This is a genomic window from Serratia sp. CY37869, assembly GCF_052168895.1.
GTDB lineage: Bacteria > Pseudomonadota > Gammaproteobacteria > Enterobacterales > Enterobacteriaceae > Serratia > Serratia ureilytica.
Map to the genome: position 1 here is coordinate 498,321 of NZ_JBJNLU010000004.1, position 16,782 is coordinate 515,102.

Genomic DNA, 16,782 nt, shown 5'->3' on the forward strand with positions numbered 1-16,782 from the left:
TAATGTCCAAAATCGTTAAAGTCATCGGTCGTGAAATCATCGACTCCCGCGGTAACCCGACTGTTGAAGCCGAAGTTCATCTGGAAGGCGGTTTCGTCGGCCTGGCTGCTGCGCCGTCAGGTGCTTCTACCGGTTCCCGCGAAGCGCTGGAACTGCGTGACGGTGACAAGTCTCGTTTCCTGGGTAAAGGCGTACTGAAAGCCGTTGCTGCAGTAAACGGTCCGATTGCTCAGGCAGTACTGGGTAAAGATGCCAAAGACCAGGCGAACATCGACAAGATCATGATCGAGCTGGACGGCACCGAAAACAAATCCAACTTCGGCGCCAACGCCATTCTGGCGGTTTCCCTGGCAGCAGCGAAAGCGGCCGCAGCCTCTAAAGGCATGCCGCTGTACGAGCACATCGCTGAACTGAACGGCACCCCAGGCAAATTCTCCATGCCACTGCCGATGATGAACATCATCAACGGCGGCGAGCACGCTGACAACAACGTCGACATTCAGGAATTCATGATTCAGCCGGTTGGCGCGAAGACCCTGAAAGAAGCGGTGCGTATCGGTTCCGAAGTGTTCCACCACCTGGCGAAAGTTCTGAAAGCCAAAGGCATGAACACCGCCGTGGGCGACGAAGGCGGCTACGCGCCAAACCTGGGTTCCAACGCCGAAGCGCTGGCGGTTATCGCTGAAGCGGTAAAAGCGGCGGGCTACGAGCTGGGCAAAGACGTCACTCTGGCGATGGACTGCGCGGCTTCCGAATTCTACAAAGACGGTAAATACGTGCTGGCCGGCGAAGGCAACAAAGCCTTCACTTCCGAAGAGTTCACTCACTTCCTGGAAGAGCTGACCAAACAGTACCCAATCGTGTCTATCGAAGACGGCCTGGATGAATCCGACTGGGCGGGCTTCGCTTACCAGACCAAAGTGCTGGGCGACAAAATCCAGCTGGTGGGCGACGATCTGTTCGTGACCAACACCAAGATCCTGAAAGAAGGCATCGAGAAAGGCATCGCTAACTCCATCCTGATCAAGTTCAACCAGATCGGTTCTCTGACCGAAACGCTGGCGGCTATCAAGATGGCGAAAGACGCCGGCTACACTGCGGTGATCTCTCACCGTTCCGGTGAAACCGAAGACGCAACCATCGCCGACCTGGCGGTAGGTACTGCAGCTGGCCAGATCAAAACCGGTTCCATGAGCCGTTCTGACCGCGTTGCCAAGTACAACCAACTGATCCGCATCGAAGAAGCGCTGGGTGACCGTGCGCCGTTCAACGGCCTGAAAGAAGTTAAAGGCCAGTAAGTTCGACCGATTCGGTTGCTAAATAAAAACCCGCCGCGGCGGGTTTTTTTATGGCTGACGTCCCGATGTTAACCCTGTTTTATTTATTAATAATCGCTGCGTTTAACCTAATAATTTTATTGTGCAGTTTTCTTGCCGGTTTTTATATTCCGTTTTTATTTGCTTTATAATTATTCGTTACTAGAATGCCAATAAGGCGGCGTTATTTTTTTCTTGCCGTTAAATATCGCCATCATCGTAATGCGTTCTTTCATACTGCCGGGTTTCGGCTGGGGGAGGGCCAGATGCGACAGCGAGTCGTCATTGTCGGCGGTGGAACCGGCGGCACCATGCTAGCCAATCTGCTGGCCGTGAAATTGCACAGGGAAATTCTCAATAATAAAGTTGAGTTATTAATGATTTCGGATTCGCCGCTGCATTATTACAAGCCGGCGTTTATGTATGTTGCATTCAATAATTTTTTCAAGCAGGAGCTCACGCGTTCACAGCGGAGTTTATTGCGGCCGGAAATACAGTTTGTCGTCGATAAAGCGGAATCTTTTGATTTAAAAAAGCGGTATATCATTACGCAAAGCGGCAAGCATTATCCGTATGACTTCCTGGTTTTCGCCACCGGCTGCGTGCCCTGGCCGGAGCGCATCGAAGGGTTGGCGCAGGCGGGCGATCATTTCTACCAGTATCAGGCCGCGCGACGGTTGGCGCATAAGCTGGCGACGATCGAGAAAGGCCGCATTTTCATCACCGTGTCCTTCCCTGAAACGCCTAATGTGCCCCATCAGTGCGGCATCGCGCCGATTGAAACCACCCTGATGCTGGACGACTACCTGCGGCGGCGCGGCGTGCGCAAGGCGGTGGAGATCGTTTATACCTACCCAACCATTTCTCAACTGCTGCGCAACTGTCTGTTTTTACAGCGCCCGACCGGCGAAGCGCTACCCGCTATTTTTGCCGCGCGCGACATTCGCCACCAGCGTGGGTTTACCCTCAGCCGGGTGGACGCTCAGCGCAACATCGCCTATTCCGCCGAGGGGGAAGAACAGCCGTTCGACATTCTGATGGCGACGCCGCCCATCCGTGCAGTGGAGGCGGTGCGCAATACCGGGTTGAGCGAGAGCCAAAACGGCGAAGGCTGGCTGCCGACCGATCATCAAACGCTGCAGGTCTACGGCCAGCAGGGGGTGTATGTCATAGGCGATACCGTGGATTTGCCGGTCAGCAAGGCCGGCGGCTCTTGCCATAACCAGGCGCCGGTCATTGCCGACAACATCGTGGCGGAAATGCGGCTGGGCCAAACCGTGAGCCATTATGACGGCAAGGTGCAGGCGGTCGCGCAAATGGGGCTGAATGCCGGCATGCCGCTGGTGTACGACTACCGTCACGACGTGCTGCCGACGCCCGCCACCAAGGCGGGCGGCATGCTGCGCAACGGGTTCAACCGCGGCCTTTACTGGGCCACGGTAAGGGGGCTGATATGACGGAAAGCACGGTGCACGCGGCGGACCTGCAATCATTGGCGGCGTTGCTCGAGAAACTGCAGCCGCTGCTGGCGGGCGGCCGTTTGGATAACGTGATCGATCTGTTGTCGCTGCTGTCGGATGTGGTGGACATCGCCGACAACGCGCTGGTGGAGAAACTGGCCGGCGTCTTTGAAGGTTTGGTGACCATCGGTTGGGAAGGCGGAACGGCGCTGCAGATGGCGCACAGCGAGCTGCAATTGAATCCTCCGCCGGCCAGTTTTCGCGCGCTGTATGCCTTGCTGAAGCAGCCGGATACCCTGCTGGGGTTGACGCTGCTGCTGCGTACTTTACAAATCATCGGCCAGCGCACGCGAGACAGCGCATTGCCGCCGGCCCTTTCGGATGAATCAAAAAATTAAGCTTCACCCACTCAGGTAAGGAGTTGTGTTATGTCCGCTACAGCAGTTGGCCACGACTTTGCCACCCGGGCTATTCATTACGGCTACGATCCGCAGCGGTATCAGGGGGCACTGTCTCCGCCGGTGTTTATGAGCTCTACGTTTGCTTTTCCCACTGCAGAATACGGCGGCGCCTGCTTTGCCGGCACCGAGCCGGGGTACTTTTACTCGCGCATCGCCAATCCGACGTTAAACCTGCTCGAGCAACGCATCGCCAACCTGGAGGAGGGGGAGGCGGCGGTGGCGTTCGCTTCCGGCATGGGGGCGATCACCGCCTGTTGCTGGACGCTGCTCAGACCGGGCGATGAGCTGATTGTCGACGAAACCGTGTATGGCTGCACCTTCAGCTACTTTCATCATGGCCTGGCGCGCTTTGGCGTCAAGATAACCCACGTTGATCTGACCCGGCCGGAGCGGCTGGCGGCGGCCATTGGACCGCGTACCCGCCTGGTGTATTGCGAAACGCCGGCCAATCCCAATATGCGTTTGATCGATATCGCCGCCGTGGCGGAGATTGCCCATCGGCATCAGGCGCTGTTGCTGGTGGACAACACCTATTGCACGCCCTATCTGCAGCGGCCTTTGGCGCTAGGCGCCGATATCGTGGTGCACTCGGCGACCAAGTACCTCGGCGGACACGGCGATCTCCTGGCCGGAATAGCGGTGACGCGTCAGGCGTTGGCCGAGGCGATCCGTCTGGAGGGGCTAAAGGACATGACCGGGGCGGTACTGTCGGCGCAGGATGCCGCGCTGGTGCTGCGCGGGATGAAAACCCTGCCGCTGCGCATGGATCGTCATTGCGATAACGCGCAGCGCCTGGCGGAGATGTTGGCGGAGCATCCGGCGGTCGAGCGGGTATATTACCCCGGCCTGGCGAACTTCCCGCAGCATGCGTTGGCGCAGCGGCAAATGGCGCGCCCCGGCGGCATGCTGGCGTTTGAGCTGCGGGGCAGCCTGCGTGCGGGCATTCGTTTCCTCAACGCGCTGCAGCTCATCTTGCGCGCGGTCAGCCTGGGCGATTGCGAAAGCCTGGCGCAGCACCCGGCCAGCATGACGCACTCGGCCTACACGCCGGAAGAGCGGAAACGGCACCACATCAGCGAGGGGCTGGTGCGGTTGTCCGCCGGGCTGGAGGCGTTTGACGATCTGCAGGCGGATATCCTGCAGGCGTTGGCGCAGGCGCAATAAAAAACCCGCCGCAGCGGGTTTTAGCAGAAGCGAGCGTTACATCTGTTGCGTCGCCGCGGTCACCGGCGAACCGCCGCCTTTCTTGCGCACCCACAGCCAGTAAGCCACGGTGAGTAAAGCGATCCACACCAGCCCGACGTACAGCGCGATGCGGCTCTCTTCGAAATAGCCGAGCAGGCCGATGACGAACGCCATAAAGGCGGTCGCCAATGCCGGCGCCACCGGCCACCACGGCACCGGGAAGCTCAACTGACGCGTTTCTTCCGGCGACAGCGTGCGGCGCATGACGATCTGCGACAGCAGGATCATCAGCCACACCCAGACGGTGGCGAAGGTGGCGATCGAAGCGATGATCATGAAGACCTTCTCCGGGATCAGGTAGTTGAGCACCACCGCCAACAGCAGGGCGACTGACATCACCAGCACCGTCATCCACGGCACGCCGCTGGCGGTCAGTTTGGTGAAGCTGCGCGGCGCCTGGCCGTCCTGCGCCATGCCGTACATCATGCGGCCGGCGCCGAAGATATCGCTGTTGATGGCCGAAATGGCGGCGGTGATTACTACCACGTTCAGCACGTTGGCGGCGGAGCTGATGCCGAGGTTGCTGAAGATCTCAACGAACGGGCTGCCGTTCTGGCCGATGCTGTTCCACGGATAGATAGCCATCAGCACCGTCAGCGTCAGCACGTAAAACAGCAGGATGCGCACCGGCACGGCGTTGATCGCCTTCGGCAGCACTTTGGCAGGGTCTTTCGCCTCGCTGGCGGTAATGCCGATGATCTCGATGCCGCCGAAGGCGAACATCACCACCGCCAATGACGCGACCACGCCGCCGATGCCGTTAGGCATAAAGCCGCCGTGTTGCCACAGGTTGCTGATACCGGTGGCGTGCTGGGTTTGCCCGAAACCGAACAGCATCACCGCTGCACCGCCGACGATCATCGCCACGATGGCGGCGACCTTGACCAGCGACAGCCAGAACTCCAGCTCGCCGAAGACCTTGACGCTGCACAGGTTGAGCGCGCCGATAAACAGGATGATGCTGAGCACCCAAACCCACTGAGCGACGTCGGGGAACCACAGCCCCATATAGATACCGAAGGCGGTGACGTCCGCCAGGGCGACGATCACCATTTCGAAGGTGTAGGTCCAGCCGGTGAGGAACCCGGCCAGCGGGCCGAGATAGTGGCTGGCGTAGTGGCCGAACGAGCCGGAAACCGGCTGATGCACCGCCATTTCACCCAGCGCGCGCATCACCATGAATACCGCCGCGCCGCCCACCAGATAGGCCAGCAGCACGGCCGGACCGGCCAGTTGGATGGCGCCGGCGGAGCCGTAGAACAGGCCGGTGCCGATCGCCGAGCCGAGAGCCATGAAACGGATATGCCGCGCGTTTAGTCCGCGTCTGAGTTGTGTCGTTTCGTTACGCATGTTGTTTCCCGTTAAGTGTTTGCCGAACAGGCACGCGCTGCCCGCACCGGGTGGAACGCACCCGGCGGGGCAGAACAAACTGCGTGATTCAGTGTGTGATGATTATGCCTGGCTAGGCAGCAGCGCCGCAGGCAGCAGCGATGTCAGGTGACCGGCCGCCAAGAGTTGGCTGGCGGCTTCAATGTCGGGGGCGAAGAAACGATCCTTGTCGTAGAAACTGACATGCTCGCGCAGCAGACGGCGCGCCTGCTCCAGACCTTCCGAGGTCTTCAGGCCGTTGCGGAAATCCAGGCCCTGGCAGGCGGCCAGCCATTCGACCGCCAGAATGCCGCGCACGTTGTCCGCCATGCTCCACAGGCGGCGACCGGCGGCCGGCGCCATGGAGACGTGGTCTTCCTGGTTGGCGGAGGTCGGGATGCTGTCGACGCTCGACGGATGCGCCAGCGCTTTGTTTTCGCTGGCCAGCGCCGCGGCGGTGACCTGAGCGATCATGAAGCCGGAGTTCACGCCGCCGTTTTCCACCAGGAACGGCGGTAGTTGCGACATGTGTTTGTCCATCATCAGCGAGATGCGGCGTTCGGACAGCGAACCGATTTCGGCGAACGCCAGCGCCAGGTTATCGGCGGCCATCGCCACCGGTTCGGCATGGAAGTTGCCGCCGGACAGCACGTCACCCTGTTCGGCGAACACCAGCGGGTTATCGGAGACGGCGTTGGCTTCTATCTCCAGCACCTCGGCGGCCTGGCGGATCTGCGTCAGGCAGGCGCCCATCACCTGCGGCTGGCAGCGCAGGGAGTAAGGATCCTGCACTTTTTCGCAGTTGCGGTGCGAGTCGGAGACTTCGCTGCGCGCGCCGAGCAGGTGGCGGTAGGCGAGGGCGGCGTCGATCTGGCCGCGCTGGCCGCGCACCTCATGGATACGCGCATCGAACGGGCTGCGGGAGCCCAGCGCCGCTTCCACCGTCAGGCTGCCCGCCACGGTCGCGGCGGCGAACAGGTCTTCCGCGTCGAACAGGCCGCGCAGCGCGAAGGCGGCGGAGACCTGGGTGCCGTTCAGCAGCGCCAGGCCCTCTTTCGCCGCCAGCGTCAGCGGTTTCAGACCGGCCTTGGCCAGCGCTTCGGTCGCCGGCAGCCACTGGCCCTGATGACGCGCCTGGCCTTCGCCCAGCAGCACCAGGCTCATGTGCGCCAGCGGCGCCAGGTCGCCGGAGGCGCCGACCGAGCCCTTCAGCGGGATATGCGGATAAACTTCGGCGTTGACCAGCGCGATCAGCGCCTGGATGACTTCCAGACGAATGCCGGAGAAGCCGCGCGACAGGCTGTTGATTTTCAGCACCATGATCAGGCGCACCAGATTGTCGTCGGTAGGCTCGCCCACGCCGGCGGCGTGTGACAGCACGATCGAACGCTGCAGGTTTTCCAAATCGTCGCGGGCGATGCGGGTCGAAGCCAGCAGGCCAAACCCGGTGTTGATGCCGTAAGTGGTGCGGTTTTCTTCAACGATGCGTTCCACGCAGGCCACGCTCTGCTGGATAGGGCCGTAGGCGTTGTCGTCCAGCGTCAGCGTCACCGGGTGTTGATACACGTCGCGTAGCTGGGCCAGCGTCAGTTTGCCTGGGCGAATAGTCAGCGCTTTCATGCTTTTTCTCCTTGGGTCGCGGCAACCATCGGCAGGTTCAGGCCTTGCTCACGGGCGCAGTCGATAGCGATATCGTAACCGGCGTCGGCGTGACGCATGACCCCGGTAGCCGGGTCATTGTGCAGGACGCGGGCGATGCGCTCGGCGGCTTCGTCGGTGCCGTCGCAGACGATCACCATGCCGGAGTGTTGGGAGAAGCCCATGCCGACGCCGCCGCCGTGGTGCAGGGAAACCCAGGTGGCGCCGCTGGCGGTATTCAGCAGCGCGTTCAGCAGCGGCCAGTCGGAAACGGCATCTGAGCCGTCTTTCATCGCTTCGGTTTCACGGTTCGGGCTGGAAACGGAGCCGGAATCCAGATGGTCGCGGCCGATGACGATCGGGGCGGACAGTTCGCCGCGGCGCACCATCTCGTTGAACGCCAGGCCCAGCTTGGCGCGCTGGCCGAGGCCAACCCAGCAGATGCGCGCCGGCAGGCCCTGGAAGCTGATGCGCTCGCGCGCCATGTCCAGCCAGCGGTGCAGGTGCTCGTCATCCGGGATCAGCTCTTTCACCATGGCGTCGGTTTTGTAGATGTCCTGCGGATCGCCGGACAGCGCCGCCCAGCGGAACGGCCCGATGCCGCGGCAGAACAGCGGACGGATGTAGGCCGGCACGAAGCCCGGGAAGTCGAAGGCGTTGTCGACGCCGGTTTCTTTCGCCATCTGGCGAATGTTGTTGCCGTAGTCGAAGGTCGGCACGCCCATCTGCTGGAACGCCAGCATGGCTTTGACGTGATCGGCCATCGATTGCTTGGCGGCGGCGACCACTTTGGCCGGCTCGGTTTGAGCGCGCTGGCGATACTCTTCCCAGCTCCAGCCCTTCGGCAGGTAGCCGTTCAGCGGATCGTGGGCGCTGGTCTGGTCGGTGACCATGTCCGGGCGCACGCCGCGGCGCACCAGCTCAGGCAGGATTTCCGCCGCGTTGCCGCACAGAGCGATGGAGATGGCTTTGCCTTCTGAGGTGTATTTCTTGATGCGGGCCAGCGCGTCGTCCAGATCTTTGGCCTGCTCATCGACGTAGCGGGTTTTCAGACGGAAATCGATGCGGCTCTGCTGACATTCGATGTTCAGCGAGCAGGCGCCCGCCAGCGTCGCGGCCAGCGGCTGCGCGCCGCCCATGCCGCCCAGACCGGCGGTCAGCACCCAGCGCCCCTGCAGGCTGCCGTCGTAGTGCTGGCGGCCCGCTTCGACGAAGGTTTCATAGGTGCCCTGAACGATGCCCTGGCTGCCGATGTAGATCCAGCTGCCGGCGGTCATCTGGCCGTACATCGCCAGGCCTTTGGCGTCCAGCTCGTTGAAGTGTTCCCAGGTTGCCCAGTGCGGCACCAGGTTGGAGTTGGCGATCAGCACGCGCGGCGCGTTGCTGTGGGTTTTGAAGACGCCGACCGGTTTGCCGGACTGCACCAGCAGGGTTTCGTCTTCTTCCAGCGTTTTCAGGGTTTCGACGATCTTGTCGTAGCAATCCCAGTCGCGCGCGGCGCGGCCGATGCCGCCGTACACCACCAGCTCGTGTGGGTTCTCCGCAACTTCAGGATCGAGGTTGTTCATCAGCATGCGTAACGGCGCTTCGGTCAGCCAGCTTTTTGCGTTTAATTGTGTGCCGCGTGGCGCGCGTACATCGACATTGCGAACTTTGTTATTTGTAGTCACAGCATTTTCCTCAAACAGTATCGGTGCAGATTCCATGCCGCGGTGGGGATGAGTACCACGGCATAACAATGCGTAGGGCTTATTAACATATACTTGTATGTACAAGCATATGCAACACTGACCAGTTGCCGCTGAAAAGTGGCATAAGAAAAAGTTATTTTCTTTTTATATCAGGTTGATATGCGATTTTTTATCGCCGGCCTCAGGTACGGAAAGCCGGAGAAAAGTGAGCTGTTCGGCAAAAATGAATTAAAATTGACTCATTTTTGGGCGGCTAGTCACAATATTTTTACAGTCTGATTACAGTTGACGGCGGAGGATAAAAAAGCCCTATCACCGCAGGAAGAAAGCCCGCCGTGGGCGGGCTTGCAAGGGTCAGGCGGCCGGCTGCAGCGTCGGTTTGCGGCTCATCTTGCACACCGTGGCGATGGCGGCGATCAGCGCCGGCACGCACAGGAACATCAGGATGCTCTGCACTTCCCACTGCATAGCCAGCAGTTGGGCGCCCATCATGGTGCCGGCGACGCCGCCGAAGCGGCCGATGCCCTGCATCCAGGCGATGCCGGTGGCGCGGCTGTGGGTCGGGTAGAAGGTCGCCGCCAGCGTTTGCAGCCCGGACTGCGCGCCGTTCATGGTGACGCCCATCAGGAAGATGAAGGCGCCCAGCAGTACGATCTGTTTATCCTCGGTGGCCATCGCCACGATCAGCAGGGCGGTGACGACAAAGCCGCTCGAGACTACTTTGTGCGCATTCCAGCGGTCCATCAACCAGCCGGCCACCAGGATGCCCAGCGTGCCGCCGAAGGTGAACAGCGAGGTGAGCATCGCCGATTGCTCCAACTGATAGCCCAATCCCTGCATCAGGATTGGCATCCAGCTCAGCAACACGTAGTAGATCACCAGCCCCATAAAGTAGGTCAGCCACAGCATCAGCGTGCCGAGCAGGTAAGGGCGGCTGAACAGCAGGCCGACGCTGGTCTTGGTCTGCGCCAGCTTCTCTTCGTACAGGTAAAAACGCGTCACGCCGTCGAGGCTCCGGCTGACGAAGCGCTGCGCGATGCGCTTGATCTTCGCCGCATCCTGGCCGCGGTTAACCATATATTTAACCGACTCCGGCAGCAGCAGGATCAGCAGGACAGTCAAGACCAGCGGCGCGATGGCACCGAGCAGCAGCACGCTGTGCCAGCCGTAGGTCGGGATCAGCCACGATGAAATGGCGCCGCCGCCGGCCGCGCCCAGCGGAAAACCGCAGTACATGGTGTTGATCGCCAGCGAACGGCAGCGCTGCGGCGCGTATTCGGAGATCAAGGTAATGGCGTTGGGCATCGCCGCCCCCAGCCCGAGACCGGTGAGGAAGCGCCACAGCGTCAGGCTGTTGAGCGAACCGGCGTAGGCGGTGGCCAGGCTCGACAGGCCGAAGAACAGGCAGGAAAACACCAGCACGCGCTTGCGGCCGATGCGGTCGGAGATCGGCCCGGCGATCAGCGCGCCGAGCGACAGCCCCAGCAGCGCAGCGCTCAGCACCGGCCCCAGATCCTGCTTCACGATGCCCCAGTCTTTGGCGACCGAGGGGGCGATATAGCCCATGGCGGCGGTATCGAAGCCGTCGATGGCGAGGATCAGAAATCCGAGAATGATCAGTGTCCAGTGAAACAGCGAAAACTTGCTGTCGTCGATGGCCTGTTGAATGTTTAACTCGCTGGTGGAATGAGTCATGGCACCCTCTAAACGCAGATGTAGTCGTGATGGATGGAACGTGGCCGAAACTGGCGCTCGGCTTGTGTTTGCTTGTATATACATCTGCGCGTCGGCGCTTTATGTCAAATATAATTATCTTATTTGTTAACTTTGTGTTGTTTTCTGTGGAGCAGGTTGCACCGCCGATGAAAGGCCAAAGACCGGTTAACAAATTAAATGAACGCCATTGGCGGTGAGATATGCTGACGGCGGCGCGGAGGATAAAATTTAATACAATTTTGGCCGTTTGGTCGCCGGGCCGGAATCTGCGATAATCGCTTTTTACTTTTCCAGATTGAGAAACCGATGCAGTACCCGATCAACGAGATGTTCCAAACCTTGCAGGGCGAAGGCTTTTTCACCGGCGTTCCGGCCATTTTCATCCGCCTGCAGGGCTGCCCGGTAGGGTGCAGCTGGTGCGACACCAAACATACCTGGGAAAAGGAAGCCCATCGGGAAGTCGACCTGCAACGGATCCTGGTCAAAACAGAAGAGAGCGACGCCTGGGGCAATGCCGGCGCCGAGCAGCTGTTGGCGGTGATGCGCCAACAAGGTTACACCGCGCGCCATGTGGTGATCACCGGCGGTGAACCCTGCATCTACGATCTGGCGCCGTTGACCGAGCTGTTCGAGCAGCACGGCTACCGTTGCCAGATTGAAACCAGCGGCACCCACGAAATTCGCTGCTCCGCCAACACCTGGGTGACGGTTTCGCCCAAGGTGAATATGCGCGGCGGCATGAAGGTGCTGGATCAGGCGCTGCGGCGCGCCGACGAGGTGAAGCATCCGGTGGCGCGCGAGCGCGATATCGAGGCGCTGGATGCGCTGCTGGCGACGCTGCAGGACGATAAGGCGCGCATTATCGCGCTGCAGCCGATCAGCCAGAAAGAAGAGGCGACCCGCCTGTGCATCGAAACCTGCATTGCGCGCAATTGGCGGTTGTCGATGCAGACCCACAAATATCTGAATATCGCCTGAGTTTTTTATTGGCCGCAGGCCTTCGAACGGGACGGGAGTTACGGTGAAAATTGTATCGCGTGCATTCGAGGCGGTGACGGAAGCGGAATTGCGGTCGATTCGCTCGCTGTTGTCCGACGCTTTCCCCGAGATAACCGACGGATTTTATCGGCGGCAGGTGCCGGCTTGCCTGGTGACCGCCACGGAAGGCGAGGCGATCGTTGGCCAACTGGCGGTGCATGAGCGGCCGGTGTTGATTGACGGTGAGGCCGAGGTGATCGGCATCATCGGGCTGGTGGCCGTGGCACACACGCATCGGCGCCGCGGCGTGGCCGCAAACATGCTGGTGAAGGCGCATGACTATTTGCGCAGTAAAGGGATCGCGTATTCCATACTGTTTGCGGTAAGCGAAAAGTACTATACCGGCGCCGGCTATCGGGCGATGGAAAACGAGACGGCGTTCATTGAGGATGGCGAGAGCAAAACGTTTGTCTATCGAGGGGGAATGGCGCTGAGCCTGTCGGAAAGGCCCTGGACGGCGCGGCGCTTGGATCTGCAAGGCGAGGTAGTGTGAGGGTATCTGCACATACCCTCACGGCATCAACCTTTATATACGCATCCCGCTGTACAGGTCTCTTTCACCATCACCGCAGTCAGTTCCGGTAACTGGGGCTTGAGCTGCTGCCAAATCCAGGCGGCGAGCACTTCGCTGGTGGGATTTTCCAATCCTGGAATATCGTTCAGATAATGGTGATCCAGCCGCTCCCAGATCGGGGAAAACACAGCCTTGAGCTCGGCGAAATCCATCACCCAACCGGTGTGGGGATCCACTTCACCGGTCACTTCCAGACGCACCATAAACGAATGCCCATGCAGACGGCCGCATTTGTGGCCCTCCGGCACATGCGGCAAACGGTGTGCGGCTTCAAACTGAAAATCTTTAAACAGCGTGGTTGCCATTATTACGGCCTCATTGACTCAAAAACCGCCGCATAGTACCGGAAAGCGCGTCTGCTTGCCATTTATACCGTTATGGTCTACCGCCACGGCAAACGCATCCGGTTAACACTTTTTTTGTTTGGTGTCTGCGGCACCTATCGGCTGGGGTTATGAGCCGAAATGTTGAACGGTGAAAAAATGATGAAAAAAAGTGCTTTATTTTCATCTGGATAAAAAACTTTGTTTAACGGTTTAAGCGTTATCCCTTACCAGAAAAACAGCTTAGTCATTTTGGTTATGATTTATTGCTATCCCTTATTTAATCGTTGCTATTCTGCTCGGTAACCTTACAAACTCTCCTGATCTTTTCCGCACACCCGACGCAGCGAAGAGACAGCGACTGACACTGGCGCGCGCCTGGCAGGAAAGGCGCTAAGTATAGGAAATAAGTACAGCAATGACGACTCAGGCTCCTCCAACATCTTTGCTCCCGCTGACGCCCGAACAGCTGGCACGCCTGCAGGCGACGATCGGCGACTATTCGCCGACGCAGCTGGCGTGGCTGTCCGGTTATTTTTGGGGCATGGTCAATCAACAGCCAGGAGCCGTGGCCATTGCGCCCGCCGCCCCTGCCGCCGCCGGCATCACCATCATTTCCGCTTCGCAGACCGGCAATGCGCGCCGCCTGGCGGAGCAGCTGCGCGACGATTTGCTGGCCGCCAATCTGAACGCCACGCTGATCAGCGCCGGCGATTACAAGTTCAAGCAGATAGCGCAAGAGCGCCTGCTGGTGATCGTCGCCTCCACGCAAGGGGAAGGCGAGCCGGCGGAAGAAGCGGTGGCGCTGCATAAATACCTGTTCTCGAAAAAGGCGCCGAAGCTGAGTGACACCGCGTTTGCGGTGTTCGGGCTGGGCGACACCTCTTATGAGAATTTCTGTCAGTCCGGTAAAGATTTCGACGCCAAGTTGGCCGAACTGGGCGCCGAGCGCCTGGTGGAGCGCGTGGATGCCGACGTGGAGTATCAGGAACTGGCCGCCGCCTGGCGCAAACAGGTGGTGTCGGTGCTGAAGGCGCGCGCGCCGGCGGAAAGCGCCGCGCCGGGCGCGTTGGCCAGCGGCGCGGTCGACCTGATCGACAGCAGCCCGTACAGCAAGGAACAACCGCTCACCGCCCAACTGGCGGTCAAGCAGAAAATTACCGGCCGCGCGTCCGATAAAGACGTGCGCCATATCGAGATCGATTTGGGCGATTCGGGCCTGCGCTACCAGCCTGGCGATGCGCTCGGCGTATGGTTCGACAACGATCCGGCGCTGGTGGACGAATTGGTGCAGCTATTGTGGCTGAAAGGCGATGAACCGGTGGAGGTGGAAGGGCAAACCCTGCCGCTGGCGCAGGCGCTGCGCAGCCATTTCGAACTGACGCAGAACACCACGCCGATCGTCGATAAATACGCCGCGCTGTCGCGCGACGAAAAGCTGATCGGTCTGTTGGCGGATAAAGCCGCGCTGCAGCAGTATGCGCACAACACGCCGATCGTCGACATGGTGCGCCAGGCGCCGGCGGATCTGAGCGCCGAACAGCTGGTCGGGCTGCTGCGTCCGCTGACGCCGCGCCTGTACTCCATCGCCTCTTCACAGGCGGAAAATGAGAACGAAGTGCACATCACCGTGGGCGTCGTGCGTTACGACATCGACGGGCGCGCTCGCAGCGGCGGCGCCTCCGGTTTCCTGGCGGATCGCCTGGAGGAGGACGGCGACGTGCGGGTGTTTATCGAGCACAACGACAACTTCCGTCTGCCGGCCAACCCGGAAACGCCGGTGATCATGATCGGCCCGGGCACCGGCATCGCGCCGTTCCGCGCCTTTATGCAGCAGCGCGACGCCGACGGCGCCGGCGGCAAAAACTGGCTGTTCTTCGGCAACCCGCACTTTACCGAAGATTTCCTGTACCAGGTTGAATGGCAGCGCTACGTGAAAGACGGCCTGCTGACCCGCATCGATCTGGCCTGGTCCCGCGACCAGCAACATAAAATATACGTACAAGACAAACTGCGCGAACAGGGCGCGGAAGTGTGGCGCTGGATTCAGGAAGGAGCGCACATTTACGTCTGCGGCGATGCCAATCGCATGGCGAAAGACGTGGAACACACATTACTGGAACTGGTGGCCGAGCACGGTGGCATGGATACCGAGCAGGCGGATGAATTTTTAAGTGAGCTGCGCCTTGAGCGCCGTTATCAGCGAGATGTTTACTGATGAGTGATAAACACCCCGGGCCTTTGGTGGTCGAAGGCAAACTGGCCGATGCGGAGCGCATGAAGAAGGAGAGCAACTTCCTGCGCGGCACCATCGCCGAAGATTTGAACGACGGCCTGACCGGCGGCTTCAACGGCGACAACTTCCTGCTGATCCGTTTTCACGGCATGTACCAGCAGGATGATCGTGACATTCGCGCCGAACGCGCCGAGCAGAAGCTGGAGCCGCGCCACGCCATGATGCTGCGTTGCCGCCTGCCGGGCGGCGTCATCAGCCCGCAGCAGTGGCTGGGCATCGACAAGTTCGCGCAGGAGAGCACGCTGTACGGCAGCATTCGCATCACCAACCGCCAAACGTTCCAGTTTCACGGCATCCTGAAAGGCAACGTCAAACCGGTGCACCAGTTGCTGAATCGCCTGGGGCTGGACGCGCTGGCGACCGCCAACGACGTGAACCGCAACGTGCTGTGCACCTCCAACCCGGTGGAGTCCGAGCTGCATCAGGAAGCCTACGAGTGGGCGAAGAAGATCTCTGAACACCTGCTGCCGCGCACCCGCGCCTACGCAGAGGTGTGGCTGGATCAGGAAAAGGTGGCCACCACCGACGAAGAGCCGATTCTGGGGCCGACCTACCTGCCGCGCAAATTCAAAACCACGGTGGTGATCCCGCCGCAGAACGACGTCGATCTGCACGCCAACGACATGAACTTCGTGGCGATCGCCGAAAACGGCAAGCTGGTGGGCTTCAACCTGCTGGTGGGCGGCGGGCTGTCTATTGAGCACGGCAACAAGAAAACCTACGCGCGGCAGGCCAGCGAGTTCGGCTACATTCCGCTCGAGCATACGCTGGCGGTGGCGGAAGCGGTGGTCACCACGCAGCGCGACTGGGGCAACCGCACCGACCGCAAGAACGCCAAGACCAAATACACGCTGGAGCGCGTCGGCGTGGACGTTTTCCGCGCCGAAGTGGAAAAGCGCGCCGGCATCACCTTCGCGCCGATCCGCCCGTATGAATTCACCGGCCGCGGCGATCGCATCGGTTGGGTGAAGGGCATCGACGATCAGTGGCATCTGACGCTGTTTATCGAGAACGGCCGCCTGCTGGACTATCCGGGGCGCCCGCTGAAGACCGGCATGGCGGAGATCGCCAAGATCCATAAAGGCGACTTCCGTCTGACGGCGAACCAAAACGTGATCATCGCCGGCGTGCCGGAAAGCGAGAAGGCCAAGATCGACGCCTTGGCGCGCGATCATGGCCTGATCGACGACCAGATCAGCGAGCAACGCAAGAACTCGATGGCCTGTGTGTCGTTCCCGACCTGCCCGCTGGCGATGGCGGAGGCCGAGCGCTTCCTGCCGCAGTTCGTCACCAAGGTTGAGGCGATCATGCATCGGCACGGGATGGGCGACGAGCATATCGTGCTGCGCATCACCGGCTGCCCGAACGGCTGCGGCCGCGCGCTGCTGGCGGAGCTGGGGCTGGTGGGCAAGGCGGTCGGCCGCTATAACCTGCATTTGGGCGGCAACCGCGAAGGCACGCGCATTCCGCGCATGTACCGCGAAAACATCAACGAAGACGAGATCCTGAGCGAGATCGACCTGTTGGTGGGGCGCTGGGCGAAGGAGCGCAACGCCGGCGAAGGCTTCGGCGACTTCACCGTTCGCGCGGGCATCGTCAAACCGGTGCTGGATCCGGCGCGAGATTTCTGGGAGTGAGGCCGGGCGGCCCCTGGGC

Annotated in this window: 13 protein-coding genes; 8 read left to right on the plus strand and 5 right to left on the minus strand. The window is 60.6% G+C overall.

What is annotated here, in order from left to right; all coding sequences use genetic code 11:
* The first annotated feature begins 2 nt into the window (after positions 1 to 2).
* From eno to ACJ8J1_RS21035, 4 genes are all read left to right on the plus strand, one after another.
* Positions 3 to 1,298, plus strand: coding sequence for a phosphopyruvate hydratase (eno, locus tag ACJ8J1_RS21020; RefSeq protein WP_004932670.1), 1,296 nt, complete (start codon positions 3 to 5; stop codon positions 1,296 to 1,298).
* 284 nt (positions 1,299 to 1,582) lie between these two features.
* Positions 1,583 to 2,773 carry an NAD(P)/FAD-dependent oxidoreductase gene (locus ACJ8J1_RS21025; RefSeq protein WP_033641874.1) on the plus strand — a complete coding sequence of 397 codons (1,191 nt, stop codon included), beginning with the start codon at positions 1,583 to 1,585 and terminating at the stop codon, positions 2,771 to 2,773.
* Positions 2,770 to 3,174 (plus strand): hypothetical protein, encoded by a 405-nt coding sequence (locus ACJ8J1_RS21030; RefSeq protein WP_080273363.1) that lies wholly within the window; start codon positions 2,770 to 2,772, stop codon positions 3,172 to 3,174. Before ACJ8J1_RS21025 ends, ACJ8J1_RS21030 begins: the two co-directional genes overlap by 4 nt.
* Before the next feature lie 30 nt (positions 3,175 to 3,204).
* On the plus strand, positions 3,205 to 4,401 hold the full coding sequence (locus tag ACJ8J1_RS21035) for a methionine gamma-lyase (protein ID WP_033641875.1): 1,197 nt from the start codon (positions 3,205 to 3,207) through the stop codon (positions 4,399 to 4,401).
* 36 nt (positions 4,402 to 4,437) lie between these two features.
* Here ACJ8J1_RS21035 and ACJ8J1_RS21040 read toward each other — a convergent pair whose 3' ends face one another.
* The 4 genes from ACJ8J1_RS21040 to ACJ8J1_RS21055 form a co-directional block, all read right to left on the minus strand.
* Complete coding sequence (locus tag ACJ8J1_RS21040) at positions 4,438 to 5,832, minus strand: amino acid permease (RefSeq protein ID WP_033651653.1); 1,395 nt, start codon at positions 5,830 to 5,832, stop codon at positions 4,438 to 4,440.
* 102 nt (positions 5,833 to 5,934) lie between these two features.
* Complete coding sequence (gene hutH, locus ACJ8J1_RS21045; protein WP_025301604.1) at positions 5,935 to 7,470, minus strand: histidine ammonia-lyase; 1,536 nt, start codon at positions 7,468 to 7,470, stop codon at positions 5,935 to 5,937.
* Positions 7,467 to 9,158 carry a urocanate hydratase gene (gene hutU / locus ACJ8J1_RS21050; protein WP_025159649.1) on the minus strand — a complete coding sequence of 564 codons (1,692 nt, stop codon included), beginning with the start codon at positions 9,156 to 9,158 and terminating at the stop codon, positions 7,467 to 7,469. Before hutU ends, hutH begins: the two co-directional genes overlap by 4 nt.
* Positions 9,159 to 9,533: 375 nt before the next feature.
* A complete protein-coding gene (locus ACJ8J1_RS21055) occupies positions 9,534 to 10,874 on the minus strand; it encodes an MFS transporter (protein ID WP_089191193.1) in 1,341 nt (446 codons plus the stop codon).
* 327 nt (positions 10,875 to 11,201) lie between these two features.
* On the opposite strand from ACJ8J1_RS21055, the gene queE reads away from it, so the two are divergent.
* The gene (queE, locus tag ACJ8J1_RS21060; protein WP_033641878.1) at positions 11,202 to 11,873 is read left to right on the plus strand and encodes a 7-carboxy-7-deazaguanine synthase QueE; all 672 of its coding nucleotides are present in this window, start codon (positions 11,202 to 11,204) and stop codon (positions 11,871 to 11,873) included.
* 43 nt (positions 11,874 to 11,916) lie between these two features.
* Positions 11,917 to 12,426 carry a GNAT family N-acetyltransferase gene (locus ACJ8J1_RS21065; protein WP_049866645.1) on the plus strand — a complete coding sequence of 170 codons (510 nt, stop codon included), beginning with the start codon at positions 11,917 to 11,919 and terminating at the stop codon, positions 12,424 to 12,426.
* 26 nt (positions 12,427 to 12,452) lie between these two features.
* Here the strand turns inward: ACJ8J1_RS21065 and queD are convergent, their stop codons facing one another.
* A complete protein-coding gene (gene queD, locus ACJ8J1_RS21070; RefSeq protein WP_004932638.1) occupies positions 12,453 to 12,812 on the minus strand; it encodes a 6-carboxytetrahydropterin synthase QueD in 360 nt (119 codons plus the stop codon).
* 436 nt (positions 12,813 to 13,248) lie between these two features.
* On the opposite strand from queD, the gene cysJ reads away from it, so the two are divergent.
* Both cysJ and cysI read left to right on the plus strand, forming a co-directional pair.
* On the plus strand, positions 13,249 to 15,048 hold the full coding sequence (cysJ, locus tag ACJ8J1_RS21075; protein ID WP_033651649.1) for an NADPH-dependent assimilatory sulfite reductase flavoprotein subunit: 1,800 nt from the start codon (positions 13,249 to 13,251) through the stop codon (positions 15,046 to 15,048).
* Positions 15,048 to 16,763, plus strand: coding sequence for an assimilatory sulfite reductase (NADPH) hemoprotein subunit (gene cysI / locus ACJ8J1_RS21080; protein WP_123061392.1), 1,716 nt, complete (start codon positions 15,048 to 15,050; stop codon positions 16,761 to 16,763). The genes cysJ and cysI overlap by 1 nt, the downstream gene beginning before the upstream one ends.
* The last annotated feature ends 19 nt before the right edge of the window (positions 16,764 to 16,782 follow it).